Origin of the sequence: Rahnella sp. RFA10(1/100) (assembly GCF_004195115.1) — a bacterium.
Taxonomy (GTDB): domain Bacteria; phylum Pseudomonadota; class Gammaproteobacteria; order Enterobacterales; family Enterobacteriaceae; genus Rahnella; species Rahnella perminowiae.
On record NZ_SEWR01000001.1, the window covers coordinates 968,507 to 993,763 of the forward strand.

Here is a 25,257-nt window from a genome sequence, read left to right on the forward strand (position 1 = left end):
CGTTAAGGAACATCAAATCCTAATGCTGCTTTACGAATGCGGAACCATTGCTGACGGGTCATTTCCAGAGACAATGATTTCAGCGCTGACCGAACACGCTCAATTTTACCCGAGCCGATGATCGGCAGCGGCTGAGACGGCAGGCGCATGACCCAGGCGTAAACCACCTGTTCAATGGTGTCTGCACCCATTTCATTCGCAACAGCCTGAAGTTCCTCACGCAGCGGCTGGAATTGCGTCTCGCTAAACAAACGCCCGCCCCCCAGACAGGACCAGGCCATCGGTCTGATACGCAGCTGCTGGCAAAGATCCAACGTGCCGTCAAGGATGGCCGGCTGATGGATCGGGGAAATTTCTATCTGATTAGTCACCAGCGAAAAGGGCAGACGCGACTGCAACAGGCTGAACTGCGCCGGGGTGAAGTTAGACACACCGAAATGTTTTACTTTGCCGCTTTTGTGCAACTGCGTAAACGCTCCGGCGACTTCATCCGCATCCATCAGCGGATCCGGACGGTGGATCAGTAATAAATCCAGATAATCGGTACGCAGATTGCGCAATGATTTCTCCGCCTGCCCCACGATGTACTGCGTATCCGTAATGTAATGGCCAATTTTGTTGTCGGGGTCTGCCGTGGTGGCGATACCGCATTTACTGACCAGTTGCATTTGTTCCCGCAAAGAGGGTTTAAGGCGCAATGCCTCACCGAATGCCGCTTCGCACTGATAGCCGCCATAAATGTCTGCATGATCGGCCGTTGTAATGCCCATCTCAATGTGCTGTTCCATGAACGCCAGAACCTGCTGCGGCGTCATGTTCCATTCCATCAGTCGCCAGTAACCACAAATCAGCGTGGAGAATACCGGCCCTTGCGGAGAAATCGGGGTACGTGCTTGCATTATAAATCCCTTATGTTTTTGATTTTCGACCCACAGAATACACAACGCCTGTGGCGCTGTATTGATGCGATGCGCAAGAATAGTAAAGAAGCGAACCGCCGTCACGACAACGGTAAAAGACAGGTGAAATCAGAACAACTCTGGTTGCTCCGGTGAGGATTCGTCCGGTTGTTTTCCTGTGCGTTGCTGGCGCAGCAGGCGTTGCTGACATAACCGCAGCACATGGCGTTTTTCTGCGTCAGTCATTTTCATCCAGCCGAAACGCTCCTCGCGGCTGCGCAGACAGCCGCGGCAATATCCGCGTTCATCCGCCTGACAAATGCCACGGCATGGACTGGGGATGTCAAAAAATTCGAGTTGCTGAGCCACATGCCCTCCGCAAATAACGGTGAATATTTATTCAAGACGCTTTCCTGCTATCCCGCAAGTTGATTTGCGCCTCAATGTTTCATCCTTCAAATATCTGCAACACAGACCTGTTACCCTTCCTTTCGCCATTTTCACCTGTCGGAAAATGGCCCTACTGTTTCGCAAGCCTTCACCAAGAAAACAGATGTTTGCCCTCACCTCAGCCGGCACCCGCCGGCTCTTTTTCATTTTTTTCTGTCCGTTAAGTATGGATGCAAAGCTGAAATCAGACTGTGTTTCGCGAAAAAGCACCGTGCGCGTAGTCACAGGCAGGTCAGATGCGATAGAAAGGTGGCATTAAGAAAAGGTCGTCTGACGTGAATATAATCCCTGAACGTCTTACCGATCAGCCCATTAACTTCGGAGTTACTGAAATGACCAAGCTTTTCACCCCTATTGTTGTCGGTAAAAACACGCTACCTAACCGTGTTTTTATGGCTCCGCTTACCCGTCTGCGCAGCATCGAACCCGGTGACATCCCGACACCGCTCATGGGCGAATATTATGCACAGCGCCACAGTTCTGGCCTGATCATTACTGAAGCCACTCAGGTTTCATTCCAGGCGAAAGGGTATGCCGGTGCACCGGGCCTGCACACGCCGGAACAAGTTGCTGCATGGAAAAAAATCGTGGACGGCGTTCATCATAAAGACGGACGCATTGCGGTTCAGCTGTGGCATACCGGACGCATTTCACATAACAGCGTTCAGCCCGACAACCAGACACCCGTTGCGCCTTCCGCCGTCAATCCGAACACCCGCACCAGCTTGCGTGATGAACAGGGGCACGCCATCCGTGTCGATTGTCCGACACCGCGTGCCTTAGCGCTCAGCGAAATTCCGGGGATCGTGAACGATTTTCGTCATGCCGCCGCCTGCTCCGCTGAAGCCGGTTTCGATTACATTGAACTGCATGCCGCGCACGGCTATCTGCTGCACCAGTTCATGTCTCCGGCATCAAACCTGCGTGAAGATGAATACGGCGGCAGCATTGAAAACCGTACCCGTCTGACGCTGGAAGTCGTGGATGCCGCCATTGACACTATCGGCGCTGATCGTGTGGGCATACGTATTTCACCTATGGGACCCTTCAACGGGCTGGATAATGGTGAAGACCAGGAACAGGCTGCGATTTATCTGCTCGATGAACTGAACAAACGCAAACTGGCGTACCTGCATATTTCCGAACCGGACTGGGCGGGCGGCAAACCTTACAGCACAGAATTCCGTGCAGTGATCCGTGCGCACTATCAGGGCGTGATTGTCGGTGCTGGTGCTTACACCGCAGAGAAAGGCGAAGAGCTGATCGAAAAAGGTTATATCGATGCCGTGGCATTTGGCCGCAGCTATATTGCAAACCCTGACCTGGTTGAGCGACTGAAATCTCACGCGCCGCTTAACGAACCCAAACCGGAAACCTTTTATGGCGGCGGTGCTCAGGGTTACACCGATTATCCGACACTGTAATAATTAAAAAAGAGTCATTGACTCCTTGCAGCAGAAGTGGCCCTCCTTCTGCTGTTTTTTTTGGGTCAGTCATTCAACAATCGGTTGCCCTTTTACAGACAAAGTGGCTGCTATCAGTTAGTCTTGACCCGTTAATTCTCATCCTGCAAATAAAGAGGAACCTATGCGTTTACTCCACACCATGCTTCGCGTTGGCGATCTGCAACGTGCTATCAGCTTCTATACCGATGTTTTAGGTATGCGTTTGCTGCGTACCAGCGAAAACACTGAATATAAATATTCTCTGGCTTTCGTCGGTTACACCGAAGAAAGTGAAGGTGCAGTGATCGAACTGACCTATAACTGGGGCGTCGACAGCTACGACATCGGCACCGCTTACGGTCATATCGCATTGGGCGTTGATAACGTTGCGCAAACATGTGATGACATCCGTAATGCGGGTGGGAAAGTGACCCGTGAAGCGGGCCCGGTCAAAGGCGGCTCCACTATTATCGCGTTTGTTGAAGATCCGGACGGTTACAAAATCGAACTGATCGAATCCAGACACGCAGGACAGGGGCTGGGTAATTAAATTTCCCCGACCACCGACTGGGGCGCAATCGCGCCCTTTTTTATTGCCTGATTTTTGCCACAACCCTGCAAGCGGCGGCAAAATTTGTCATAATGCGCGCTGAATTCGATGAAGATAAGAAACTAATGGCCGAGAATAGTGACATTAACGCCCTGAGAGGCCGTTTTCGTGGTTTTTATCCCGTGGTTATCGATGTAGAAACCGCCGGATTTAATGCCAGAACCGATGCGCTGCTGGAAATTGCAGCGATCACGCTGAAGATGGATCAGGACGGCTGGCTGCAAAGCGATGAGACCGTGCATTTCCACGTCGAGCCTTTTGAAGGTGCGATACTGGTGCCGGAAGCGCTGGCATTTAACGGTATCGATCCGACCAATCCGTTACGCGGCGCAGTCAGTGAATATGAAGCTCTGCATGAGATTTTCAAAGTCATCCGCAAAGGAATGAAAGAGCAGAACTGTAACCGTGCGATCATTGTGGCGCACAACGCGAATTTTGATCACAGTTTCCTCATGGCAGCGGCCGAACGTGCCGGGCTGAAACGTAATCCGTTCCACCCTTTTGCTACGTTTGATACTGCCGCGCTAAGCGGGCTGGTACTCGGGCAAACGGTGCTGGCAAAAGCCTGTATCAGTGCGGGTATCGATTTTGACAGCAGCCAGGCACATTCTGCGTTGTATGATACCGAGCGCACGGCCGAGTTGTTCTGCGAACTGGTAAACCGATGGAAACGCCTTGGCGGCTGGCCTCTGGTGCTTTCAGACGAACAAGCCGAAGACGAAACGGCGTCTGAAGAAAATCAGTAATGACGACTTTCCGGCGGACTGAAAACAAAAAAGAGCGACATCATGTCGCTCTTCATATTTTCTGGTCGAAAAGCCGGTGATCTTCCGTAGTATTACTCTTCAGAAGATTTGTATTTCTCAGCAGTTTCTTTGATCAACTGCTGCAACTCGCCGCGCTGGAACATCTCAACCACGATGTCGCAGCCGCCAACCAGTTCGCCGTCCACCCACAATTGCGGGAACGTTGGCCAGTTAGCAAACTTTGGCATCTCAGCACGGATGTCCGGGTTCTGCAGGATATCCACGTAAGCAAAACGTTCGCCACAGGCAGAAAGCGCCTGAACAGCCTGAGCAGAGAAACCGCAGCTTGGCAGTTTTGGCGAACCTTTCATGTACAGCAGAATCGGGTTTTCAGAAACTTGCTTCTGAATCTTTTCAATAGTTGGAGTAGTCATTTCTTGCTTCCTCAAGCCGGTACAGGCTGTCACGATCATTGCTCTTCACGCGCAGCACAAAGAGACGGTGTACAATCACAATACCTTCTATTGTAACGACGGCAGCCATCAGATAAAAACGCCATTTTTTGTGGGGTCTTCCTCAGTGCTGACAATTTATTTAACCATTTTTAGCGGGTGCGCTCAGGCTCACATATTTAAACATTCATCGGGAATAACATTTCCGGCGTTCATCAATCCGATCAAATTTGCAGAATTCCACTGATTAACTCAAATATTAACATCATGAAAAACGGTCATTTTTTTGACTAAAAATGGCGGTTATTTCGACATAAAAAAAGCTATTAACTTTTTCTCACAATATGATCTAGAATCGAGGCAATTCGTGCTTTTTTGTCGGGTTCTTTTAGGCAATACTCTGACATCCCTGATGTTTAACCTACCACTCATGGTAACGAAGCTATGCGCTTACTGTTCACGCTTTTTGTGCTGCTCTTTACCCAGCTGTTTTTAAATATGGCACATGCGTCGCCACAGACTCGTGTCTCTGCCGATCAGCGTAAAAGTCATGTTAATCAGGCTGCGCCGGAAGAACGACGAAAGCGAAAAACGGTTGCTGCGAAAAACAGTAAAAAAACGAAAACCGCGCCCGTCACAGAACAAAAAACTCAGGATAATAATTCGAAGAAGAAAGTGAAAAGCACCGAACTGGTTAAACGAAAGACCACGACGGAGAGAAGCGCCAAAACGCGGGCCGAAAGTAAAAAAGAAAAGACACTCAAGACCACGCGGGCCGAGAGCAAAACAGAGAGACATAGCAAAACCCGTACCCTCGCGAAAAACAGCACGGAAAAGGCCGGTAAAAAAGAAGCCTATGGCCGGCACCGTAAAGGTAAGAAATTCGAAGAAGACAGCAAACCGATTACGCTAAGTGCAACACATAAAAAACGCTATCAGCATGCTCAGCAAACGGCCATGACCAAACTGATGCACCAGGTAGGAAAACCGTATCGCTGGGGCGGAACCTCGCCGAATACCGGTTTTGATTGCAGCGGCTTAGTTTATTATGCTTACAAAGATTTGATCCGTATAAAAATGCCACGTACAGCGAATGAAATGTATCACCTGCGCGATGCCGCTCCGGTCAAACGCGGCGAACTTGAAAGCGGTGATCTGGTGTTCTTCAGAATCAATAACCGCGGCGCGGCAGACCATGTTGGGGTTTACGTTGGCAACGGCAAGTTTATTCAGTCTCCAAGAACGGGCGAAGACATTAAGATTACTTCTCTTGGCGATGATTACTGGCAAGACCACTATGTAGGCGCACGTCGGGTAATGACCCCTAAAACGATCCGATAATAAACAATTCGTTAAGTCTGAAGGTTCGCTAATCAGCCATTGAATAGCATTTAACGAAGCGTTTCTGCAGGGAAGAACATCGGCGGTAACGGTCACTGCGTAACATTGAAAAGGGCGACGCCTGTGACAGGCGTCGCCCTTTTTTATGGCGGATCACTTATTGAATCAGTTCATTATTGCAGTGAAGCTGAAAGCGATAATCATAAGCAAAGCGCATACCGTGGTGATCAACGATAATTTCAGGTTGCTGTCCATCAAACCCCCTTTCGGATCAAATTGTGGCATTTCTTAATACCACACTCATTGTGTGCCAACGCATTTTCTCATAATTAACCTTTAAAATCTTGTGTTGAATGACAATGCGTTCCTGAGAATTTTGCTTCCACTTTCCTGCATTATAAGAGAAAATTGTCGGTTAACACGTCTGTGTGCCGGTCGATTTCACCCGAGAGCATTTCGCGCCTCATTCTGAAGAATCCACCCAATGATTTCACTGCCCTTTGAGAAGCCAGCAGTTAAATCCTCGCAGGCAAACGATTAACATAATGCTAACGTGCTGAAGCACGTGAGTTCAGGAGTCATTGTTTACATGGCAACGATTAAAGATGTCGCAAAGCGCGCTGGCGTTTCCACTACAACCGTGTCGCACGTCATCAATAAAACACGTTTCGTCGCCGAAGAAACCAAAGAAGCGGTTCTCCTTGCAATCAAAGAGTTACATTACTCTCCGAGTGCTGTAGCCCGCAGTCTGAAGGTCAATAACACTAAAACCATCGGCCTGCTGGCCACCTCAAGCGAAGCGCCCTATTTTGCCGAAGTGATTGAAGCCGTGGAAAACAGCTGCTTCTCCAAAGGCTATACGCTGATTTTGTGTAACTCGCATAATAACCTGGAGAAACAACAGGCCTACCTGCAAATGCTGGCGCAAAAACGCGTCGACGGCTTGCTGGTGATGTGCGCGGAATACCCTGATGAATTGCTCAATATGCTCGAAGAGTACCGCTCGATTCCCATGGTGGTCATGGACTGGGGTGAAGCACGCAAGAACTTTACCGACAGCATTATCGATAACGCTTTCGAAGGTGGTTACATGGCCGGTCGTTATCTGATTGAACGCGGTCATCGTGATATTGGCGTGATCCCCGGGCAACTGGCGCGTAATACCGGCGGCGGCCGCTTCCAGGGTTTTGTGAAAGCACTGACTGAAGCCAATATTCCTCTTCGTGACGAATGGGTAGTTCAGGGTGATTTCGAACCAGAGTCTGGCTACCAGGCAATGCATAAGATTCTGATGCAGAAGCATCGTCCGACTGCCGTGTTTTGCGGCGGCGATGTGATGGCAATGGGTGCAATTTGTGCCGCAGACGAACTCGGCCTTCGCGTTCCTCAGGATATTTCCGTGATCGGGTACGACAATGTGCGTAACGCCCGTTACTTCTCCCCGGCGCTGACAACCGTGCATCAGCCGAAAGAACGTCTGGGTGAAATGGCCTTTACGATGTTACTGGACAGAATTGTCAGTAAGCGTGAAGAGTCCCAGACCATCGAAGTGCATCCGAAACTGGTCGAGCGCCGTTCAGTCGCCGACGGCCCGTACCGTGATTACCGTCGTTAACAAATCACAAACGCCTGCCTGTGCAGGCGTTTTTTCTAATCGCGCAGCCATTCCTGATTCATGGTGTCTGTATCGCCCATGTATTCCAACAGCCAGCTCAGTGAAGGTGAAGGATTGCTTTGATCCCACGTCAGGCAGCACGGGCTGTCAGGGAATATATTCTCCAGTGCCAGCACCTGTAATTTTCCCTGTTCAATCCACGGCATGACCCGGTGAACCGGCATCATACCCACGCACAATCCTTCAGTCAGGCATTCCAGCGCACAGGTCCAGTCCGGCACGACCAGACGCCGCTGGTTATCGAGCGTCCAGGTATCACGCTTCGGCAATGTCCGGGAAGTATCTTCCAGGCACAATGCCGGATAAGGTCGCAGTTGATCATCGTTCAGCGCACCGGATAGCTGCGCCAGCGGATGTTGCGGGCTGACGACACAATGCCAGTCCATAAATCCCATATCACGAAAACTGAAGCGCCCGCCAACCGGTATCGCGCGCGTAGCGCCGATCGCCACGTCTGCACGCCCGTCGACCAACGCATCCCAGACACCGTTAAACACTTCCGAGTGAATAATGAGTTCGGTATCTGCAAAATGGCGATAAAAATCGAGCACCAGACGCCGTGTCCGTGCGGGTTTGACAATCCGGTCGACCGCCACACGTAATTCGCCGCGCCAGCCGTTCGCCACCTGCTGACACTGCCGGCGGGTGGCTATCATTTTTTTTGTCATAACCCGTGCTTCATCGACAAAAACCTTTCCCGCTGGCGTCAGCACTACATCACGATGTCGACGTTCAAACAACGGCACGGCCAGCCATTGTTCAAGCTGGCGGACGGTGTAACTGATGGCAGAAGGCACACGGTGTAAGTCCTGCGCAGCTGCACTAAAACTGCCGGTTCTTGCGACAGCATCAACCACTTCGAGAGCGTATTCTGACCACATAATCCAGCCTTCAATTTTTTTGATAGCAGAGTGCAAATATTAACGTTTCACAAGCCTGTTATCAAAGCGTTAAACTCCGCCCCCGGTATGAAATCTGCGTCACATCATCTGCAATAAATAAATTAACGAGACAATAATGAAACCCTCCTTTGGATTTATGCTCTATCTTGCGGGTCTGAGCATGCTGGGCTTTTTAGCCACCGATATGTATCTGCCTGCGTTCAGTGCCATGCAAACCAGTCTGATGACCAGCCCCGGGATGATCAGCGCAAGTCTGAGCATTTTTCTCGGTGGATTTGCTGTTGGTCAGTTGCTGTGGGGGCCACTGTCGGACAGAATCGCCCGTAAACCGGTATTGCTTCTTGGTCTGATACTTTTTGCGTTCGGCTGTCTGGGTGTTATCTGGGTTGAGAATGTACGCGCTCTTCTGGCTCTGCGTTTCTTACAGGCCATAGGCGTGTGTGCTGCCGCAGTCACCTGGCAGGCTATCGTTGTTGACCGTTTTTCTGCCGATGTGGCAAAAAAAACTTTTGCCAGCATTATGCCGTTAGTGGCGCTTTCTCCGGCTCTTGCACCGTTGCTGGGTGCCTGGGTGCTCAATCATTTTGACTGGGAAGCTATTTTTGCCCTGCTGACCGTCGTTGCCATCGCTTTAGTGCTGACGACGCTGACTCTGCATGAAAACAAACCGGCAAAAGACGCAAAGGCAGATAAAACCGGCTTTACGACTTTATTGAAATCGCCTGTTTACAGCGGGAATGTCATGATTTATGCCGCCTGTTCAGCGGGTTTCTTTGCGTGGCTGACGGGCTCACCGTTTATCCTGAGCGATATGGGCTATTCACCCGGTGCCATCGGGCTGAGCTATGTTCCACAGACTATCGCTTTCCTGCTCGGTGGTTTTGGTTGCCGTGTTCTGATCAACAGGCTGGACGGCAATAAAATTCTGCCATGGTTACTGACTGGTTACGGCATCAGTATGGTGGCCTTGTTCTGTGTGGCTATGTTCACAGATGCCGGGCTGACAAGTTTGCTGATCCCTTTCTGTCTGATGGCTTTGGTGAATGGTGCAACCTATCCAATTGTTGTCGCAAATGCATTAATGCCATTTCCTGCTAATACAGGTAAGGCGGCAGCGTTGCAGAATACCTTGCAGCTTGGGCTTTGCTTCCTTGCCAGCATGCTGGTTTCCGCATTTATTGTGCACCCGCTCATGGCGACAGTCACGATCATGCTGTCTACACTATTGTTGGTAGTTTTGGGCCGCTGGCTCTCTTTACAGCATAAAAATGTACGAGACGATGAGCAGCCACCGGAGCAGGAAACTCAGACTCTGCACGCAAATCAACAGTGATAATACCCTAATGTAACAGTCACTTAGCGGGCATTTTCATTGATTACGATTTACTATTGAGAATGCCTGCCAGCGAGCCTATACTCAACAAAACCAAATAAAATAGCATTTTTACAAAACTTTTATTACATACTTAAGCCAGACGCGCGGACGGTGTCACACTTATTTTTTGAATACTTTTCACGGATGATTTTCCTGCCCGTCTTCCAGCGCGCAGGCGTTCTTCTTAATTTCCTCTGTTGGTGTCGAATATCGGGCGAGACGCTAGTCGTCTGTTCTCATAAAGACCTGCAAAAATAGCCTTTGCTTTTCCCGGCAGGTTAATAAGTCAGAAGAGAAAGTGATGGAGAAGCTATGAGTTCATCGTGTATAGAAGACCAAAGCATTCAGGACAATCAATGGTATCGGATCGCCAGTGAGATGCTGGCGATGGCAGATATTCAGGTAAACGGTAATCGTCCTTTCGACCTTAAAGTAAAAAACACTGACTTCTTTAAGCGTGTTTTACAGGAAGGTTCTCTGGGCCTCGGTGAAAGTTACATGGACGGTTGGTGGGAATGCGACCGTCTGGATATCTTTTTCCAGCGTGTTATCCGTGCCGGTTTGGAAAATAAACTGCCCCACCATTTCAAAGATACTTTACGTGTCGCCGCAGCACGCCTGACTAATTTGCAATCGCGCAAACGGGCGTGGATTGTCGGCAAAGAGCATTATGATCTGGGCAACGATTTATTTACGCTGATGCTCGACCCCTACATGCAATATTCCTGCGGCTACTGGAAAGAAGCCACTACGCTTGAAGAAGCGCAGGAAGCAAAACTCAAAATGATCTGCGACAAGCTGCAATTAAAACCGGGACAGCGCCTGCTGGATATCGGTTGCGGTTGGGGTGGGTTATCTGAGTACGCCGCCAAAAATTATGGCGTAAGCGTTGTAGGTGTCACGATTTCTGCTGAACAACAAAAACTGGCTCAAAAACGCTGTGAAGGGCTGGATGTCACTATCCTGCTGCAGGATTACCGTGACCTGAATGATCAGTTTGACCGTATTGTTTCTGTCGGGATGTTTGAACATGTGGGTCCGAAAAATTATCAGACCTATTTTAATGTCGCCAAACGCAATATTAAACCTGACGGTATTTTCCTGCTGCACACCATTGGTTCTAACAAAACAGACCTTAATGTCGACCCGTGGATTGATAAATACATCTTTCCCAACGGCTGTCTGCCCTCTGTTCAGCAAATTGCACATAACAGCGAGTCACTGTTTGTGATGGAAGACTGGCACAATATTGGCGCTGATTATGATCGCACACTGATGGCATGGAATGAACGCTTTCAGAAACACTGGCCGGAACTGGCGGAAAAATACGGTGAACGTTTCCACCGTATGTTTACCTACTACCTGAATGCCTGCGCCGGGGCTTTCCGCGCCCGGGATATTCAGTTGTGGCAGGTTGTCTTCAGCCCGGAAGGCGTTGATGGAGGTATCCGCGTACCACGCTGATGATCTTCGGTTTGCCAATAAAAAAAACCGGACATTTATCGTCCGGTTTTTTATGCACGCCATTTTTTATTCGAATAAAAAGCCTGAGATGCTATTGCGCTTTATCGATCATCGCCTGCGCCGTGGCGATAGCCGCTTCACGGCTGGCTAATACACGTTCTACCGTATCGACAATCGCCTGGGTTTGCGGGTCGATTTCGATATTAATTTTGTCACCCAGACGTTTTGTGCCCAACGTCGTGCGTTGCAATGTTTCCGGAATTAAATGCACACAAAAACGGGTGCGGGTCACTTCACCGATAGTGAGACTAATACCGTCAATACCGATATAACCTTTATGTAATACATATTTCATCAAATCTTCATGCGGCATGCGAAACCAGATCTGACGGTTATTTTCTGAGGTCAGGATTTTTGCCACTTCTGCCGTGCAAATAATATGACCAGACATTAAATGCCCGCCAATTTCATCATTAAATCGCGCTGCACGTTCCAGATTAACCGGATCACCCTCTTTCAGTTCACCGAGATTCGTCAGACGCAAGGTTTCTTTCATCAGATCAAAACTGACCAGATCACCGTTAACCTCAGTGACGGTCAGGCAGCAACCATTGTGTGCCACCGATGCGCCAAGCTGCAGGTTATCCAGCATATTTTCAGGTAAACGAACCACATGGGTACGGAAGTTAGGTTTCTCGTCGATCGATACGACCGTGCCGGTTCCCTGTACAATTCCGGTAAACATAGCCTTTTCCTCAATGTTTAAAACTGCTGTATTAAAACGTCACTCCGGTCAGTTTGCCGCAGAATTAATTGAAAGCCAATTCTCTGCGATAAGAAATAGCACCGTCTGCTTCAATTTCATTATTTAACTGACCATTAACAGCTTTGTTTGCTTAAAAATACCGACAATGTACAATCTTCGGACTATTTCCCTCTGTTCCATGCCATCTGTCATGGCATTTTTTATTCAATATAATCAAATAAAAAGGTGTATCTGTGCAGAAGTACCTTGCAGAAGCGCGGGTTCTGTTAGCGCTTGCCATCCCGGTCATCCTTGCGCAAATTGCGCAGACATCCATGGGCGTAGTGGACACAATAATGGCGGGTTCGGTCAGTGCCACGGACATGGCTGCCGTGGCTGTCGGCACCTCAATCTGGTTGCCGGCGATTTTATTCGGACACGGTTTACTGTTGTCACTGACCCCCACTGTCGCGCATTTAAATGGTGCCGGGCGTCGCGATAAAATTGGTCATCAGGTTCAGCAAGGGTTCTGGCTGGCTTCGGGTGTTTCGGTGCTGATCATCGCGGTGCTGTATCAGTGCGACCATATTCTTAGCCTGATGCATAACATTGATCCTGAGCTGAAAGCAAAAGCCGTCGGCTACCTGCATGCCATTATGTGGGGCGCGCCGGGCTATTTATTTTTCCAGGTGCTGCGTGACCAGTGTGAAGGTTTGTCAAAAACCAAACCAGGCATGGTATTCGGCTTTATCGGCCTGCTGGTCAATATTCCCGTTAATTACATTTTTATATACGGGAAGTTCGGCGCCCCCGCACTCGGGGGTGTCGGTTGTGGTGTCGCGACGGGCACAGTGTATTGGGTCATGTTCTTCATGATGCGGATTTATGTCCGCCGCAATCGTGCACTGCGTGACACTCAGCCACATTCACGGTTTGCGAAACCCGACTGGCCGACACTACGTCGCCTTATCCAGCTGGGTATGCCTATCGCACTGGCATTATTTTTCGAAGTGACACTGTTTGCGATCGTTGCCCTGCTGGTCTCCCCGTTGGGGATTGTTGCCGTGGCCAGTCACCAGATTGCGCTGAACGTCGGTTCGCTTATGTTCGTTATACCGCTGTCTTTAGGTGTTGCAGCCACTATTCGCGTAGGGTCCCGTTTAGGTGAATCTTCGGTTGAAGGCGCAAAGGTTGCAGCCTATACCAGTATCGGAACGGGGATAATGATGGCCTGCTGCACAAGCGTGACGGCCATCATTTTTCGCGAGCATATCGCCTCACTTTATAATGACAGCCCGGAAGTCGTCACGCTGGCTTCCCATCTGCTGATCTTTGCTGCGTTGTTTCAGATTTCAGATGCGATTCAGGTTATCGGCAGTGGCATTTTGCGGGGCTATAAAGATACACGTTCGATCTTCTACATTACGTTCGTCGCTTACTGGGTGCTGGGTCTGCCGGTAGGGTACACTCTCGGACTGACGGATATTCTGGTTCCACGAATGGGGCCAAGCGGTTTCTGGTGCGGGTTTATTTTGGGGCTGACTTTTGCCGCGCTGATGATGACATTGCGGATGCGCTGGTTACAAAAACAACCCTCTTATACTATTTTGCAAAAAGCGGGCCGTTAATCCCGCGGCTTTTCCGTGCGCTGTGCATAGGTGTACCGGCGTACGGATTTTTCAGCCTTTGTGCAGGCTGTTATGTCTAAAAAAACAACGCAATGCACATAAGGTCGGCAGTCACACACATTATGACAGGAAAATGTCTTTTTTCCCTTGCCAGTACTCAGAGAGGTCGTTAATATTCGTCCCCGTCGCCAACACTGGCTGACGAAAAAGAAAAACGATGCGTCCGTAGCTCAGTTGGTTAGAGCACCACCTTGACATGGTGGGGGTCGGTGGTTCGAGTCCACTCGGACGCACCATCTTTCTTAGCAAGACCATTGCATATTGTGCGTCCGTAGCTCAGTTGGTTAGAGCACCACCTTGACATGGTGGGGGTCGGTGGTTCGAGTCCACTCGGACGCACCAAAGCAATCTTCTGAACCTTCCCTTCTGCCGTAAACTCCCTGAACAATCTGAAATCACTTCTGACGACACTTTAGATTCGTGCGTGAATTTATGTTAAGTCATCCGTTTGTATTATTTAAGATTATTTCCTGCCTGTTCCTTTTTTTGCAATAGCGTGAACAAACCGTTATCTCTTCCGCTTTCCACCCTGCCCGCATTGGATAATTTCAAAACAACGTTCCGAAATCTGCCCTAAGCTTGCGCCGCATCACGTTTTTTATTTGGTTTCCCACCCGGTTCCCCTCTATAATACGCATCGTCTCTTCGATTGAATGGTTTCAGCCCCTTGATCTGTCGATATCGCAATTACAAAAGCGTGATCACTCCAGTAGCGATGATAAATCGCACAAATCGCTATGCTTTGGCTGAACTTACTACACCATTCCTTTCACAGTCTTCTACGCTTAGTAATGATTTGATTCAACCAGGCAAGACCTCAATTCCGCGCGGGCAGCACCGCTGTCAGGCAAACGCTTTTCCAATCCATCACAACTTGTAGATAAAATCGTCATGAAAAAGACCAAAATTGTTTGTACCATCGGTCCGAAAACCGAATCCGAAGAAATGCTGACCAAACTGCTTGATGCAGGCATGAACGTAATGCGTCTGAACTTCTCTCACGGTGATTATGAAGAGCACGGCCAGCGCATTCAAAATATCCGCAACGTGATGGTGAAGACCGGTCACAAAGCGGCCATTTTGCTGGACACTAAAGGTCCGGAAATCCGCACCATGAAACTGGAAGGCGGCAAAGATGCTTCTCTGGTTGCGGGTCAGACTTATACTTTCACCACCGATCAAAGCGTTATCGGTAACACCGAACGCGTAGCGGTTACTTATCAGGGCTTTGCTGCTGACCTGAAAATTGGTAACACCATTCTGGTCGATGACGGCCTGATTGGTATGGAAGTGACAAATGTCACCGAAACCGAAGTGACCTGTAAGGTACTGAACAACGGCGATCTGGGTGAGAACAAAGGTGTCAACCTGCCAGGTGTTTCTATCGCACTGCCAGCGCTGGCTGAAAAAGATAAACGTGATCTGATCTTCGGCTGTGAGCAAGGCGTTGACTTTGTCGCGGCTTCTTTCATCCGTAAACGTTCTGACGTTCTGGAGATTCGTGAGCACCTGAAAGCACACGGTGGCGAACACATCCAGATCATCTCCAAAATCGAAAACCAGGAAGGTCTGAACAACTTCGACGAAATTCTCGAAGCCTCAGACGGCATCATGGTTGCACGTGGTGACCTGGGCGTTGAAATCCCGGTTGAAGAAGTGATCTTCGCGCAGAAGATGATGATTGAGAAATGTAACCGTGCACGCAAAGTGGTTATCACCGCAACGCAAATGCTCGATTCCATGATCAAAAACCCACGCCCTACCCGTGCAGAAGCTGGCGACGTAGCGAACGCCATCATTGACGGCACCGATGCAGTGATGCTGTCTGGCGAAAGTGCGAAAGGTAAATACCCGCTGGAAGCTGTCACTATCATGGCAACCATCTGTGACCGTACTGACCGCGTGATGCAGAGTCGCATTGATGGCCAGAATGACAACCGTAAGCTGCGTATCACAGAAGCTGTATGCCGTGGTGCTGTTGAAACTGCTGAGAAACTGGACGCGCCATTGATCGTCGTTGCCACCAGCGGCGGTAAATCAGCAAAAGCCGTGCGTAAATACTTCCCGCATGCGACTATCCTTGCCCTGACCACTAACGAAATCACTGCACGTCAGCTTATCCTGACCAAAGGCGTTGTGACTCAGCTGGTCAAAGAGATTGCTTCCACTGACGACTTCTACCGTATCGGTAAAGAAGCGGCTATCGAAAGCGGTCTGGCACAGAAAGGTGATATCGTAGTGATGGTTTCTGGCGCCCTGGTTCAGAGCGGCACAACCAATACTTCATCGGTGCATGTTGTTTAATTAAAAACGTGACCACGAGCATTAATAAACGCCACGAAATGTGGCGTTTATTTATTCAAAAAGTATCTTCTTTCATAAAAAGTGCTAAATGCAGTAGCAGCAAAATTGGGATAAGTCCCATGGAATACGGCTGTTTTCGCTGCAATTTTTAACTTTTTCGTAAAAAAAGATGTTTCTTTGAGCGAACGATCAAAATATAGCGTTAACCGGCAAAAAATTATTCTCATTAGAAAATAGTTTGTGTAATACTTGTAACGCTACATGGAGATTAACTTAATCTAGAGGGTTTTATAATGAATCGCACTAAACTGGTACTGGGCGCTGTAATCCTGGCTTCAACTATGCTGGCTGGTTGTTCAAGCAATGCTAAAATCGACCAACTGTCTTCAGACGTTTCTACTCTGAACTCTAAAGTTGACCAACTGAGCAACGACGTGAACGCAATCCGTTCTGACGTTCAAGCAGCTAAAGACGATGCAGCTCGCGCTAACCAACGTCTGGACAACCAAGCTCACGCTTACAAGAAGTAATATTTACTTCTCTAGTTCAATGGCGCACTCAGTGCGCCATTTTTTTTATCTGCTATTTGTGCTTTTCTCCTCCCCTGACGACTTTAAATCATCATCAAACCTCCCCTTTAAAACGCGCTCTATCGCTCAGGTGAATGTCAGACACAAAAAAGGGACCCTACAGGCCCCTGGAGTTTAAATCGTTTCTGCTGTGGTTCTGCGAACGTTTACTGGGTGCTGGCTGTATTAACCGCCGGTTCGCCCGAATTCGCCATTTGTGGCGGGTTGACAGCAGGTGGTGTGTTTCCTGCTTTAGCGCCGACACTGACCACAACCGGCATACCAGAACGCCGTGTAATCGCTTCTTTTACCATCGCGGCGTTGGTGTCATCGTGTTTAATGAATTTCTTCATTGCAGCGGTCAGTGGGATCGGTTTGGTTTGCGGATCATCTTTCTCTGTGTGAGACAACGGCTGATGTACCTCGATATAACGTTTACCATCCGGTTCGACATCAAACTTGATAGGCTGATTCACAATTTGTACACGCGTCCCTTTTGGCACCGAGTTAAACAGCGCTTCGATATCGTCTGGACGCAGACGGATACAACCGGAACTCACACGCATACCAATGCCGAAATTCGCATTGGTCCCGTGGATCAGATACTGTCCTGAGCCTGCCGACAGACGCATTGCAAACAAGCCCATCGGATTATCCGGCCCGGCCGGCACCATCCCCGGTAATGTAATCCCCTCTTTCAGATAGGCTTTACGAATATTGGCGGTGGGCGTCCAGGTAGGATTCGGGATCTTCTGGCTGACAGAGGTCACCATCTCCGGTGTGTTACGCCCTAACTGGCCGATACCGATCGGATAAACAATGACTTTATTCTCGCCCTTCGGATAGTAGTAAAGGCGCAGCTCCGCCAGGTTGACGACAATCCCTTCACGTTTGGTATCCGGTAACAGCATTTGCGATGGGATAGTCAGCACGGTGCCCGCTTTGGGCAAATAAGGGTCTGTTCCCGGATTCGCTTCCAGCATCGCGATCAGCCCAATTTGGTATTTGGCCGCCACATCTTCCAGCGGTTTACCGTCGTTGGGCACCACATATGTCGTATTTTCACCAATCAGGCGGCTATTATCCGGCGGCAGTGGATATTCTGCCGCACTTGCGGTCATGGAATGCGTTGCTACCAGTGTGCCAACTAACATTGCCAGAAGGGGTAATGCGCGTCTCATACTCAGTCCTTTTTCGGCCTGCACTCAGCGAATCTGAGGCAAGGCAATGATCTTGTCAGGTAATAGTAGCAGCGCAGAATTTCATGGCAATCAAACCACTGTAAATCAGAAAGTTACCTTACAGAAGTCAGGATAAAACCCAGAAGGATAGTGAATTGAAAAATCAGGAGTAAAAGGAAATAAACGGGGGGAAATAAGCGTTCTGCCTTGCTCATTAGCAGACAATTCCTAATGAGCAAGACAATGCAGCAGCACCAGTATTAAGAGAGCTCTGCTGCTTTAGCGCGGATAGAGCGAATCATCGCTTCCAGCCCTTGTGAGCGTGAAGGCGTCAGATGCTGACTCAGTTCAAGCTCAGTGAAAAAAGGACGTACATCCAGTTCCACCACATCGCGAGGCGTCAGGCCCTGATACAGGCTAAAGACAATCGCGACCAGGCCTTTAACAATGGCTGCATCACTGTCACCTTCGAAAGTCAGTGCCCCCTTCTCATCGGTACGCATGACAATCCATACCTGGCTCTGACAACCGGAAATCAGGTTTTGGTCCTGACGGTGCTCTTCCGCTAAGGCGGGTAACTGGCCACCCAGCTCAATCACGTACAGATATTTTTCTTCCCAATTCGGGCATCGGGAAAAATTTCTGACTAACTTGTTTTTATCTGGCAAAGCCATAAAGACATCCTGATCTGGGCTGTCAGGATTAACCCAACAACCGGTGAATACGTTGCAGCCCCGCGACCAAACGGTCGACTTCTTCACGGGTATTGTACATCGCGAGTGACGCACGGCACATAGCCGGAACACCGTAGAAGGACATTAATGGCATCGCACAATGGTGACCGGTGCGGATGGCAATACCGTATTGATCAAGGAAGCTGCCGACGTCGTACGCATGGTGTTTACCCAGATTAAACGCGATAACGCCTGCACGGGTAGCCGGGCCGTAAATCTGAATATCTGGCACCTGTGCCATCGCATTGAGCGCATAACTCATCAGGTCCTGTTCATAAGCATGGATATTTTCCAGCCCCAGAGCAGTGACATATTCCATTGCCGCACCCAATCCCATAATACCGCCGGTATTGGGTGTGCCAGCTTCAAAGCGCCATGGAGCTGCCGTGAATGTGGTGCCTTCTGTCAGGCTGACATGCTTGATCATCGAGCCACCACCTTCCCACGGCGGCATCTGATCCAGCAGGGCTTTGCGCCCGTACAGGATACCAATACCGGTCGGGCCGTAGAGTTTATGTCCTGACCAGACATAGAAATCACAGCCCAGCGCCTGCACATCAACCGCCTGATGCATGACCGCCTGCGCACCATCGACCAGAACGGTCAGGCCGGCAGCTTTAGCCTGCGGAATGATTTTTTCGATCGGGTTAACCGTGCCTAATACATTGGAAACATGCGCTAACGTCAGCAGTTTTGTGCGTGGCGTGATCAGTGATTCAAGCTGTGATAAATCCAGCTCACCTTCCGGTGTCAGGTGCCAGACATCAATATGAAGCTCACGTTCTTTCGCCAGCATCTGCCATGGCACGATGTTCGCGTGGTGTTCCATTTCAGTCAGAATGATGTGGTCGCCGGCGTGTAAAAACTCACGCCCCCAGGTATTGGCGACCAGGTTAATGGCTTCCGTGGAACCTTTGACGAAGACAATTTCTTCCGCCGATGCGGCATTCATGAAACGGGCGGCCTGAGTGCGGACGTTTTCCATCTGCTCCGTCGCTTCCGCGCTCATGGTATGAATGCCACGGTGAACCGCAGCATAACCTTGCTCGAAGAAAGCCATTTCACGTTGAATGACCTGATGCGGTTTCTGTGCGCTGGCCGCGCTGTCAAGGTAGGCCAGCGGCTGGCCGTTAACTTCACGGCTCAGCACAGGGAAATCGCTACGTACTTTTTCCAGTGGAAAACTCATTACTTACCTCGATTTAGTCTGCCTGCAATACGGGCAATGACGACTTCACGCAGGGTTTCATTCTCAATGGCTTCCGTCAGTTCAGCGGCAAAAGCAAAGATGATCATTTGCTGAGCATCCTGCCCGCTAATCCCACGGGTACGCAGATAGAAAAGCTGTTCGTCATCAATACGACCCACTGTCGCACCGTGGCTGCACTTCACGTCATCGGCATAAATTTCCAACTGAGGTTTGGTATCAACTTCAGTGTGTTTGCCCAGCAACAAGTTGTTGTTGGTCATTTTGCCGTCCGTTTTCAGTGCGTGCTGAGCCACTTTGATCATGCCGTTAAAAATCGCTTTAGCACGATCGTTGACGATCACTTTATGCAACTGGTTGCTGTTGCAATAACCTTTGTTGTGTTCGAGATATGTGCGTGTATCGGCAATTTCAGAATCAACCGGCAGAACCAGACTGTTGATATCCAGATTGCTGTTTTCGCCGTTCAGCTGCACACTGGTATTATTACGGGTCAGACCCGCGCCCAGCAGGAAGCTGTGGCTGGAAACACGGGCATCGCGCCCGATGACCAGATCATTATGCGAAAAGTGGAAACTGGCCTGGCTTTCAAATGCCAGTTTGTAATGCGTGAAATCTGCATTATCGCCCACATTTACCGTCATACGTGCACCGGTGAAATGTCCCTGCTCATTCAGACTCAGGTAATGTTCAATCACTTCAGCATTCGCGCCATTTTCAATCGCCAGATGATAACGATGATGAACGGTATTCATTTCGCGTGACTGCTCACGACCACTGCTCAGATGCAGCAGATACAACGGCTTATCAGCCTGCTTGCCCACAGGCAAACGCACGGAGAAAGAATCCTGCGCCAGGCTTTCTGTCAGATGTAAAAACACCTCTGACTGAATCGGATCCGGTAATGTTTGTTGCCCGGACGCGTTCAGTTTTTCGATTTCAAACGCACCGGTATCACTGTCGCTGAGGCTCGCATCGAAACGACCATCCACGAAAACCAGGCGGTAACAATCCAGCGGCAACGCCAGAGATTTGATTTTCTCAACCGTCAGCGCCTGCTGCTGAGGAGCGAAGAATTGATTACCCAGCAGTGAGGAAACCGGCGTGTATTTCCAGTCTTCCAGTTTTGCGTGCGGAAAACCAAGGCGCAACACCTGTTGCCAATGGGCATGCGCGTGGGGCGACTGCTCCCCCCCGCGGCTTTCAAAAAGGCGGTAAAGTTGCTGCATGGCGTGCGAACTGCCCGCCGCAGGGACATTACTCTTCGTCGGTAAGCCAGCCATAACCTTGCTCCTCTAACTGTTTAACCAAGGTGAAATCGCCGGATTTAACAATGCGGCCCTGATACAAAACGTGCACGTAGTCAGGCTTGATGTAGTCGAGGATACGCTGGTAGTGGGTGACAATAACGAATGAACGCTTGCCGTCACGCAGTGTGTTAACACCATCAGAAACAATCTTCAGCGCATCAATGTCCAGACCGGAGTCAGTTTCATCAAGGATGCACAGGTTTGGCTCAAGCGCCGCCATTTGCAGAATATCGTTACGCTTTTTCTCACCACCGGAGAAACCTACATTCACTGAACGGGTCAGCAAATCGGCAGGCATCTTCAGCATCGCAATTTTTTCTTCGATGAAATCTGCAAAGTCAAAGCGATCCATCGGCTCCTGCCCGCGGTATTTACGTACCGCGTTTACCGCCGTTTGCAGGAAGAAATGGTTGGTCACGCCCGGGATTTCTACCGGATACTGGAAAGCCATAAACACACCTTCACCCGCGCGGTCTTCCGGGGCGAGTTCCAGCAAATCTTTACCGTTGAAGATCACGGAACCGTCAGTCACTTCGTAATCTTCACGGCCAGCCAGTGTCGCGGAGAGCGTACTTTTGCCTGAGCCGTTCGGCCCCATAATGGCGTGTACTTCACCCGGTTTAATCTCCAGATCAAGTCCTTTCAGAATTTCCTTTTCTTCGACACGGACCTTCAAATTCTTAATGCTTAACATACGTATCCTTGAGTTTGCGCCTGCGCGCCTTAATTCTGTTTATGCTGTGACTTTAATGAACTCAAACCTGTGCGTCGTGCACCTCACCACCCTGCTGCGACGTCAGGAGAGCGTACGGCGAATTAACCGACGCTGTGTTCAAGGCTGATCGCCAGCAGTTTCTGTGCTTCGACAGCAAACTCCAGCGGCAGCTCAGAAAAGACATCTTTACAGAAACCATTTACAATCATGGAAATAGCATCATCTTCGCTGATACCACGTTGCAGACAGTAGAACAGTTGGTCATCGCCGATTTTTGACGTCGTGGCTTCATGTTCCAGCTGAGCCGTATTATTGCGCACTTCAACATACGGGAACGTATGCGCGGCACTGTCGGCACCAATCAGCATGGAATCGCACTGCGTAAAGTTGCGGGCGTTTTCTGCACTTGGCAGGATCTTCACCAGACCGCGGTAGCTGTTCTGGCTGTGACCGGCGGAAATACCTTTGGAGATAATGGTCGACTTGGTATTTTTACCAATGTGGATCATTTTGGTACCGGTATCCGCCTGCTGTTTACCGCTGGTCAGCGCAACCGAGAAGAATTCACCAATTGAGTTATCCCCTTTGAGAATAACGCTCGGGTATTTCCAGGTGATGGCTGAGCCGGTTTCAGACTGGGTCCAGGACATCTTCGAGCCTGCGCCTTCGCACAATGCACGTTTAGTCACGAAGTTTAAAATACCGCCGCTGCTGTCTTTGCTACCGGAGAACCAGTTCTGCACTGTGGAATATTTCACTTCAGCGTCTTTGTGCAGGATCACTTCAACCACCGCAGCATGGAGCTGATAGGTGTCACGCACCGGTGCGGAACAGCCTTCGATGTAACTGACATAACTGCCTTCATCAGCAATCAGGATCGTACGTTCAAACTGACCGGTTTTCGCAGCATTTATGCGGAAGTAGGTCGACAACTCCATTGGGCAGCGCACACCTTTTGGCACATAAACAAACGTACCATCAGAAGCTACAGCCGCATTCAGTGCCGCAAAGAAGTTATCCTGAGCGGGAACAACGGTACCGAGGTATTTACGCACCAGATCAGGATATTCATGAATAGCTTCACCGAATGAGCAGAAAATGACGCCCGATTCAGCCAGCTTTTCGCGATACGTTGTGGAGACAGAAACGGAGTCAAAAATCGCATCGACAGCGACTTCTTTACCTTCACGAACCGGAACGCCCAGCTGTTCGAAAGCCTTTTCAACTTCGCTGGTCAGATAATTGTTTGCTTCGCCCGCAGGAACCCCCAGGGATTCGCCGCCAGATTGCTGCGTCGCCCCCGGTTGTGAGCCACAGCTATCATCGCAGCTGCCACAGGATGGCGCGGAATAGTAGCTGTAATCCTGGTAATCCAGAGGCGTATAGTACGCCTTCAGCCAGTGTGGCTCTTCCATTTTCAACCAGGCATGATAAGCCTGCAGACGGAACTCCAGCATCCACTCAGGCTCGTTGCGCTTTGCGGAAATCGCACGCACTACATCTTCGTTGATGCCTGATGCTAATTCATCGGTTGCCAGCTGGGTAAAGAACCCTTCCTTGTAATTCGTCCCCTCGCCGACCCAAGACTGCACATCATCTGGAATTTCTACGTTGCTTCGTGACATGTTGGTTACATCGCTTTGTTTACAATAATCTTAGAAACTGAAAGTTTTAAACGCCGAAACTTTCACCACACCCGCAGGCATGCTGAGCTTTAGGATTATTGAATTTAAATATCTGATTGAGTCCTTCGCGGACAAAATCCACCTCGGTTCCGTCGATGAAAGGCATGGCCTTCAGCGGAACAAACAGCAAAGCGCCGTCATGTTCAAACACCAGGTCATCGCTGGCCGGTTGTTTGGTTAAATCCAGAACGTAGCCAAAGCCGGCACACCCCGACTGTTTCACGGAGAGCTGAAGACCTTTAACTTCGGGATCCTGTGCCACCAGAGTATTAATCTGTTTCGCTGCAGAATCAGTCAGGCTAACACCTTGCCATACGTTGTCGTCTAAAGAGAAAGAGCCGACAGTTTCAGTTTGCATCTGTCTTACCTCATAATTTTACGGTCATAGACAAGACCTATTGTCTCTATTCTAGTGATAACGTTAATCACTTCAACCTCTTGTTTTAAGAGGGTATAGCGATGACACACGAGGAAAGACACTCAATGTGCGTCGTCTTTACATCCGGCCGCTGGCGGGTCTTGAACACCGCAACCATCAACTGATTGAATAAGTTGTCAATTTTTTGTTAAAAATTAAAATAAACCTTATAAAAGGTAAGGTTTAATAGCTTTCAATGTATCTATTATAAAACATTCATCGGAAATGCCTATTTATGAATTAGCCATATCCGAAGAATTAAAGCTCTTTTTGCTTACTGCCTTAAGCCCCACAAAAATAAAAAAAGCGCATGAAAACGTTGATCCGGCGATTTTTTGCCAATATGATGTTTATTATTTGATAATGATTATCATTCAGATAACCCGGAATATTGAGAATGACTCAATCGGTAAATGCGTGGTTGCAAGGCAAGATCGACGAATATAAATCAAGTGTCCGCGATGCCACCGTGGATTTTTATATGGCAGATGCTGCCTTACGACGCCCGGATGCGCATCTTTGTCAGCTCAAACGCTTCAACAGCCTTTGCCTCGATATGGCCAATCTGTGCCTGCAGAACGGAGATGATCACAGTTATCTTCATGCTTTATGCAAATTGCATAACCGCCTGATCCTGGAAATCAACAGCGTGGTACGTTGTGAACTCTTCCGTGTTCAGAGTTACCATTTTGCGCGGCACACGTTAAAACTCATTTGTCAGTATTATGCCATGATGGGCATCTGGGAAAAAGCAACGGCATTTCAAACTGACTTCGCCAAACGTGTTCCTTTTCAGCTTTAATTTATTTTCAATAGGTTAGCCAGTTTTGTTCAGCCCAATAAAAAAGCGGATACATTCATCATGCATCCGCTTGTTACGTGTCTGACTCCGTGATCAGGATTGATTAATAACGCGTATCAATGATCGATCACCATGGTCGTCAGCCGCGATACACAGCACAGATTCCCTTTCTGATCAAAAATCTCAATCTGCCAGACCTGGCTGCGGCGACCGGTGCGCAATGCGCGGCAGACACCGCGCACATGTCCTTCCCTTGCAGACTGCATATGGCTGGCATTAATTTCCACTCCCACCACGGTTTGATTCCCTTCACAGCATAAATAACCTGCCATCGACCCCATGGTTTCCGCCAGAACAACGGATGCGCCGCCGTGCAGCAAGCCAAATGGCTGGGTAGTGCGTGCATCTACCGGCATGGTTGCTTCAAGGAAATCCTCACCCAGTTGCGTGAACTCAATCCCCACATGCCCCACCATACATCCCTGACTGCGCTGATTCAGGGTTTCCAGCGTGGTACTCCGTTTCCAGAATGACATAATG

Annotated in this window: 25 protein-coding genes and 2 tRNA genes; 13 read left to right on the forward strand and 14 right to left on the reverse strand. The window is 49.4% G+C overall.

The genetic code is table 11. From position 1 onward, the window contains the following. Positions 1 to 2: 2 nt before the first annotated feature. Entirely contained in the window at positions 3 to 899 is an 897-nt protein-coding gene (locus ETV65_RS04260) for an aldo/keto reductase family oxidoreductase (RefSeq protein ID WP_129951692.1), read from the reverse strand. A 129-nt stretch (positions 900 to 1,028) separates the two neighbouring features. Next, complete coding sequence (locus ETV65_RS04265; RefSeq protein WP_129951693.1) at positions 1,029 to 1,268, reverse strand: DUF1289 domain-containing protein; 240 nt, start codon at positions 1,266 to 1,268, stop codon at positions 1,029 to 1,031. 413 nt (positions 1,269 to 1,681) lie between these two features. Between ETV65_RS04265 and ETV65_RS04270 the strand changes: the two genes are divergently transcribed. The 3 genes from ETV65_RS04270 to rnt all read left to right on the forward strand — a co-directional run bounded on the left by ETV65_RS04270 (position 1,682) and on the right by rnt (position 4,150). Then, on the forward strand, positions 1,682 to 2,773 hold the full coding sequence (locus ETV65_RS04270; RefSeq protein WP_129951694.1) for an alkene reductase: 1,092 nt from the start codon (positions 1,682 to 1,684) through the stop codon (positions 2,771 to 2,773). A gap of 163 nt (positions 2,774 to 2,936) precedes the next feature. Beyond that, complete coding sequence (gloA, locus tag ETV65_RS04275) at positions 2,937 to 3,344, forward strand: lactoylglutathione lyase (protein WP_015697791.1); 408 nt, start codon at positions 2,937 to 2,939, stop codon at positions 3,342 to 3,344. 92 nt (positions 3,345 to 3,436) lie between these two features. After that, positions 3,437 to 4,150 (forward strand): ribonuclease T, encoded by a 714-nt coding sequence (rnt, locus tag ETV65_RS04280; protein ID WP_129951695.1) that lies wholly within the window; start codon positions 3,437 to 3,439, stop codon positions 4,148 to 4,150. A gap of 92 nt (positions 4,151 to 4,242) precedes the next feature. On the opposite strand, the gene ETV65_RS04285 is transcribed toward rnt, so the two are convergent. Further along, on the reverse strand, positions 4,243 to 4,584 hold the full coding sequence (locus ETV65_RS04285) for a Grx4 family monothiol glutaredoxin (RefSeq protein WP_015697793.1): 342 nt from the start codon (positions 4,582 to 4,584) through the stop codon (positions 4,243 to 4,245). Beyond that, positions 4,565 to 4,693, reverse strand: a complete 129-nt coding sequence (locus tag ETV65_RS25300; protein WP_258453180.1) for a hypothetical protein — start codon at positions 4,691 to 4,693, stop codon at positions 4,565 to 4,567. The genes ETV65_RS04285 and ETV65_RS25300 overlap by 20 nt, the downstream gene beginning before the upstream one ends. Before the next feature lie 353 nt (positions 4,694 to 5,046). Here ETV65_RS25300 and ETV65_RS04290 point away from each other — a divergent pair, with 353 nt between their 5' ends. Then, the gene (locus ETV65_RS04290) at positions 5,047 to 5,943 is read left to right on the forward strand and encodes a C40 family peptidase (RefSeq protein WP_129951696.1); all 897 of its coding nucleotides are present in this window, start codon (positions 5,047 to 5,049) and stop codon (positions 5,941 to 5,943) included. A 589-nt stretch (positions 5,944 to 6,532) separates the two neighbouring features. Then, the gene (gene purR / locus ETV65_RS04300; protein WP_129951698.1) at positions 6,533 to 7,558 is read left to right on the forward strand and encodes an HTH-type transcriptional repressor PurR; all 1,026 of its coding nucleotides are present in this window, start codon (positions 6,533 to 6,535) and stop codon (positions 7,556 to 7,558) included. A gap of 35 nt (positions 7,559 to 7,593) precedes the next feature. On the opposite strand, the gene punR is transcribed toward purR, so the two are convergent. Continuing rightward, on the reverse strand, positions 7,594 to 8,499 hold the full coding sequence (gene punR / locus ETV65_RS04305) for a DNA-binding transcriptional activator PunR (RefSeq protein WP_129951699.1): 906 nt from the start codon (positions 8,497 to 8,499) through the stop codon (positions 7,594 to 7,596). Positions 8,500 to 8,635: 136 nt separating this feature from the next. Between punR and punC the strand changes: the two genes are divergently transcribed. Beyond that, positions 8,636 to 9,853, forward strand: a complete 1,218-nt coding sequence (gene punC, locus ETV65_RS04310) for a purine nucleoside transporter PunC (RefSeq protein WP_129951700.1) — start codon at positions 8,636 to 8,638, stop codon at positions 9,851 to 9,853. Positions 9,854 to 10,207: 354 nt separating this feature from the next. Next, positions 10,208 to 11,359: a cyclopropane fatty acyl phospholipid synthase gene (cfa, locus tag ETV65_RS04315; RefSeq protein ID WP_129951701.1), complete on the forward strand. Its 1,152-nt coding sequence runs from the start codon at positions 10,208 to 10,210 to the stop codon at positions 11,357 to 11,359. A 91-nt stretch (positions 11,360 to 11,450) separates the two neighbouring features. Here the strand turns inward: cfa and ETV65_RS04320 are convergent, their stop codons facing one another. Further along, positions 11,451 to 12,104, reverse strand: a complete 654-nt coding sequence (locus ETV65_RS04320; protein ID WP_129951702.1) for a riboflavin synthase subunit alpha — start codon at positions 12,102 to 12,104, stop codon at positions 11,451 to 11,453. Positions 12,105 to 12,358: 254 nt separating this feature from the next. Here ETV65_RS04320 and ETV65_RS04325 point away from each other — a divergent pair, with 254 nt between their 5' ends. The 5 genes from ETV65_RS04325 to ETV65_RS04345 all read left to right on the forward strand — a co-directional run bounded on the left by ETV65_RS04325 (position 12,359) and on the right by ETV65_RS04345 (position 16,626). After that, positions 12,359 to 13,732: an MATE family efflux transporter gene (locus ETV65_RS04325; RefSeq protein WP_129951703.1), complete on the forward strand. Its 1,374-nt coding sequence runs from the start codon at positions 12,359 to 12,361 to the stop codon at positions 13,730 to 13,732. Between the two features lie 219 nt (positions 13,733 to 13,951). After that, positions 13,952 to 14,028 (forward strand) — tRNA-Val (locus ETV65_RS04330). 29 nt (positions 14,029 to 14,057) lie between these two features. Beyond that, positions 14,058 to 14,134, forward strand: a tRNA-Val gene (locus ETV65_RS04335). 549 nt (positions 14,135 to 14,683) lie between these two features. Continuing rightward, complete coding sequence (gene pykF / locus ETV65_RS04340) at positions 14,684 to 16,096, forward strand: pyruvate kinase PykF (protein WP_129951704.1); 1,413 nt, start codon at positions 14,684 to 14,686, stop codon at positions 16,094 to 16,096. 293 nt (positions 16,097 to 16,389) lie between these two features. Continuing rightward, positions 16,390 to 16,626 (forward strand): major outer membrane lipoprotein, encoded by a 237-nt coding sequence (locus tag ETV65_RS04345; protein ID WP_013576093.1) that lies wholly within the window; start codon positions 16,390 to 16,392, stop codon positions 16,624 to 16,626. A 206-nt stretch (positions 16,627 to 16,832) separates the two neighbouring features. Here ETV65_RS04345 and ETV65_RS04350 read toward each other — a convergent pair whose 3' ends face one another. The 7 genes from ETV65_RS04350 to sufA all read right to left on the reverse strand — a co-directional run bounded on the left by ETV65_RS04350 (position 16,833) and on the right by sufA (position 23,855). Beyond that, positions 16,833 to 17,846, reverse strand: coding sequence for a L,D-transpeptidase family protein (locus ETV65_RS04350; protein ID WP_129951705.1), 1,014 nt, complete (start codon positions 17,844 to 17,846; stop codon positions 16,833 to 16,835). Between the two features lie 260 nt (positions 17,847 to 18,106). Further along, positions 18,107 to 18,520, reverse strand: a complete 414-nt coding sequence (sufE, locus tag ETV65_RS04355) for a cysteine desulfuration protein SufE (protein ID WP_129951706.1) — start codon at positions 18,518 to 18,520, stop codon at positions 18,107 to 18,109. Between the two features lie 28 nt (positions 18,521 to 18,548). Continuing rightward, on the reverse strand, positions 18,549 to 19,769 hold the full coding sequence (gene sufS / locus ETV65_RS04360; RefSeq protein ID WP_129951707.1) for a cysteine desulfurase SufS: 1,221 nt from the start codon (positions 19,767 to 19,769) through the stop codon (positions 18,549 to 18,551). Further along, a complete protein-coding gene (gene sufD, locus ETV65_RS04365) occupies positions 19,769 to 21,070 on the reverse strand; it encodes a Fe-S cluster assembly protein SufD (protein WP_129951708.1) in 1,302 nt (433 codons plus the stop codon). Before sufD ends, sufS begins: the two co-directional genes overlap by 1 nt. Beyond that, complete coding sequence (sufC, locus tag ETV65_RS04370; RefSeq protein WP_013576099.1) at positions 21,045 to 21,791, reverse strand: Fe-S cluster assembly ATPase SufC; 747 nt, start codon at positions 21,789 to 21,791, stop codon at positions 21,045 to 21,047. The genes sufD and sufC overlap by 26 nt, the downstream gene beginning before the upstream one ends. Positions 21,792 to 21,913: 122 nt before the next feature. Then, a complete protein-coding gene (gene sufB / locus ETV65_RS04375; RefSeq protein ID WP_129951709.1) occupies positions 21,914 to 23,437 on the reverse strand; it encodes a Fe-S cluster assembly protein SufB in 1,524 nt (507 codons plus the stop codon). 46 nt (positions 23,438 to 23,483) lie between these two features. Beyond that, entirely contained in the window at positions 23,484 to 23,855 is a 372-nt protein-coding gene (sufA, locus tag ETV65_RS04380; protein ID WP_013576101.1) for a Fe-S cluster assembly scaffold SufA, read from the reverse strand. 457 nt (positions 23,856 to 24,312) lie between these two features. Between sufA and ETV65_RS04385 the strand changes: the two genes are divergently transcribed. After that, entirely contained in the window at positions 24,313 to 24,717 is a 405-nt protein-coding gene (locus tag ETV65_RS04385) for a hypothetical protein (RefSeq protein ID WP_129951710.1), read from the forward strand. A 116-nt stretch (positions 24,718 to 24,833) separates the two neighbouring features. Here the strand turns inward: ETV65_RS04385 and ETV65_RS04390 are convergent, their stop codons facing one another. Beyond that, positions 24,834 to 25,253, reverse strand: a complete 420-nt coding sequence (locus ETV65_RS04390; protein WP_129951711.1) for a hotdog fold thioesterase — start codon at positions 25,251 to 25,253, stop codon at positions 24,834 to 24,836. Positions 25,254 to 25,257: the final 4 nt, after the last annotated feature.

Bases quoted from the DNA above. Each gene is read 5' to 3' on its own strand.
- sufB (WP_129951709.1), bottom strand. From the start codon at position 23,437: ATGTCACGAAGCAACGTAGAAATTCCAGATGATGTGCAGTCTTGGGTC.
- punC (WP_129951700.1), top strand. From the start codon at position 8,636: ATGAAACCCTCCTTTGGATTTATGCTCTATCTTGCGGGTCTGAGCATG.
- ETV65_RS04350 (WP_129951705.1), bottom strand. From the start codon at position 17,846: ATGAGACGCGCATTACCCCTTCTGGCAATGTTAGTTGGCACACTGGTA.
- rnt (WP_129951695.1), top strand. From the start codon at position 3,437: ATGCGCGCTGAATTCGATGAAGATAAGAAACTAATGGCCGAGAATAGT.
- purR (WP_129951698.1), top strand. From the start codon at position 6,533: ATGGCAACGATTAAAGATGTCGCAAAGCGCGCTGGCGTTTCCACTACA.
- ETV65_RS04345 (WP_013576093.1), top strand. From the start codon at position 16,390: ATGAATCGCACTAAACTGGTACTGGGCGCTGTAATCCTGGCTTCAACT.
- ETV65_RS04385 (WP_129951710.1), top strand. From the start codon at position 24,313: ATGACTCAATCGGTAAATGCGTGGTTGCAAGGCAAGATCGACGAATAT.
- ETV65_RS04320 (WP_129951702.1), bottom strand. From the start codon at position 12,104: ATGTTTACCGGAATTGTACAGGGAACCGGCACGGTCGTATCGATCGAC.
- ETV65_RS04260 (WP_129951692.1), bottom strand. From the start codon at position 899: ATGCAAGCACGTACCCCGATTTCTCCGCAAGGGCCGGTATTCTCCACG.
- ETV65_RS04390 (WP_129951711.1), bottom strand. From the start codon at position 25,253: ATGTCATTCTGGAAACGGAGTACCACGCTGGAAACCCTGAATCAGCGC.
- ETV65_RS04290 (WP_129951696.1), top strand. From the start codon at position 5,047: ATGCGCTTACTGTTCACGCTTTTTGTGCTGCTCTTTACCCAGCTGTTT.
- sufE (WP_129951706.1), bottom strand. From the start codon at position 18,520: ATGGCTTTGCCAGATAAAAACAAGTTAGTCAGAAATTTTTCCCGATGC.
- ETV65_RS04270 (WP_129951694.1), top strand. From the start codon at position 1,682: ATGACCAAGCTTTTCACCCCTATTGTTGTCGGTAAAAACACGCTACCT.
- sufA (WP_013576101.1), bottom strand. From the start codon at position 23,855: ATGCAAACTGAAACTGTCGGCTCTTTCTCTTTAGACGACAACGTATGG.
- pykF (WP_129951704.1), top strand. From the start codon at position 14,684: ATGAAAAAGACCAAAATTGTTTGTACCATCGGTCCGAAAACCGAATCC.
- punR (WP_129951699.1), bottom strand. From the start codon at position 8,499: ATGTGGTCAGAATACGCTCTCGAAGTGGTTGATGCTGTCGCAAGAACC.
- gloA (WP_015697791.1), top strand. From the start codon at position 2,937: ATGCGTTTACTCCACACCATGCTTCGCGTTGGCGATCTGCAACGTGCT.
- ETV65_RS04285 (WP_015697793.1), bottom strand. From the start codon at position 4,584: ATGACTACTCCAACTATTGAAAAGATTCAGAAGCAAGTTTCTGAAAAC.
- cfa (WP_129951701.1), top strand. From the start codon at position 10,208: ATGAGTTCATCGTGTATAGAAGACCAAAGCATTCAGGACAATCAATGG.
- sufC (WP_013576099.1), bottom strand. From the start codon at position 21,791: ATGTTAAGCATTAAGAATTTGAAGGTCCGTGTCGAAGAAAAGGAAATT.
- sufS (WP_129951707.1), bottom strand. From the start codon at position 19,769: ATGAGTTTTCCACTGGAAAAAGTACGTAGCGATTTCCCTGTGCTGAGC.
- sufD (WP_129951708.1), bottom strand. From the start codon at position 21,070: ATGGCTGGCTTACCGACGAAGAGTAATGTCCCTGCGGCGGGCAGTTCG.
- ETV65_RS25300 (WP_258453180.1), bottom strand. From the start codon at position 4,693: ATGGCTGCCGTCGTTACAATAGAAGGTATTGTGATTGTACACCGTCTC.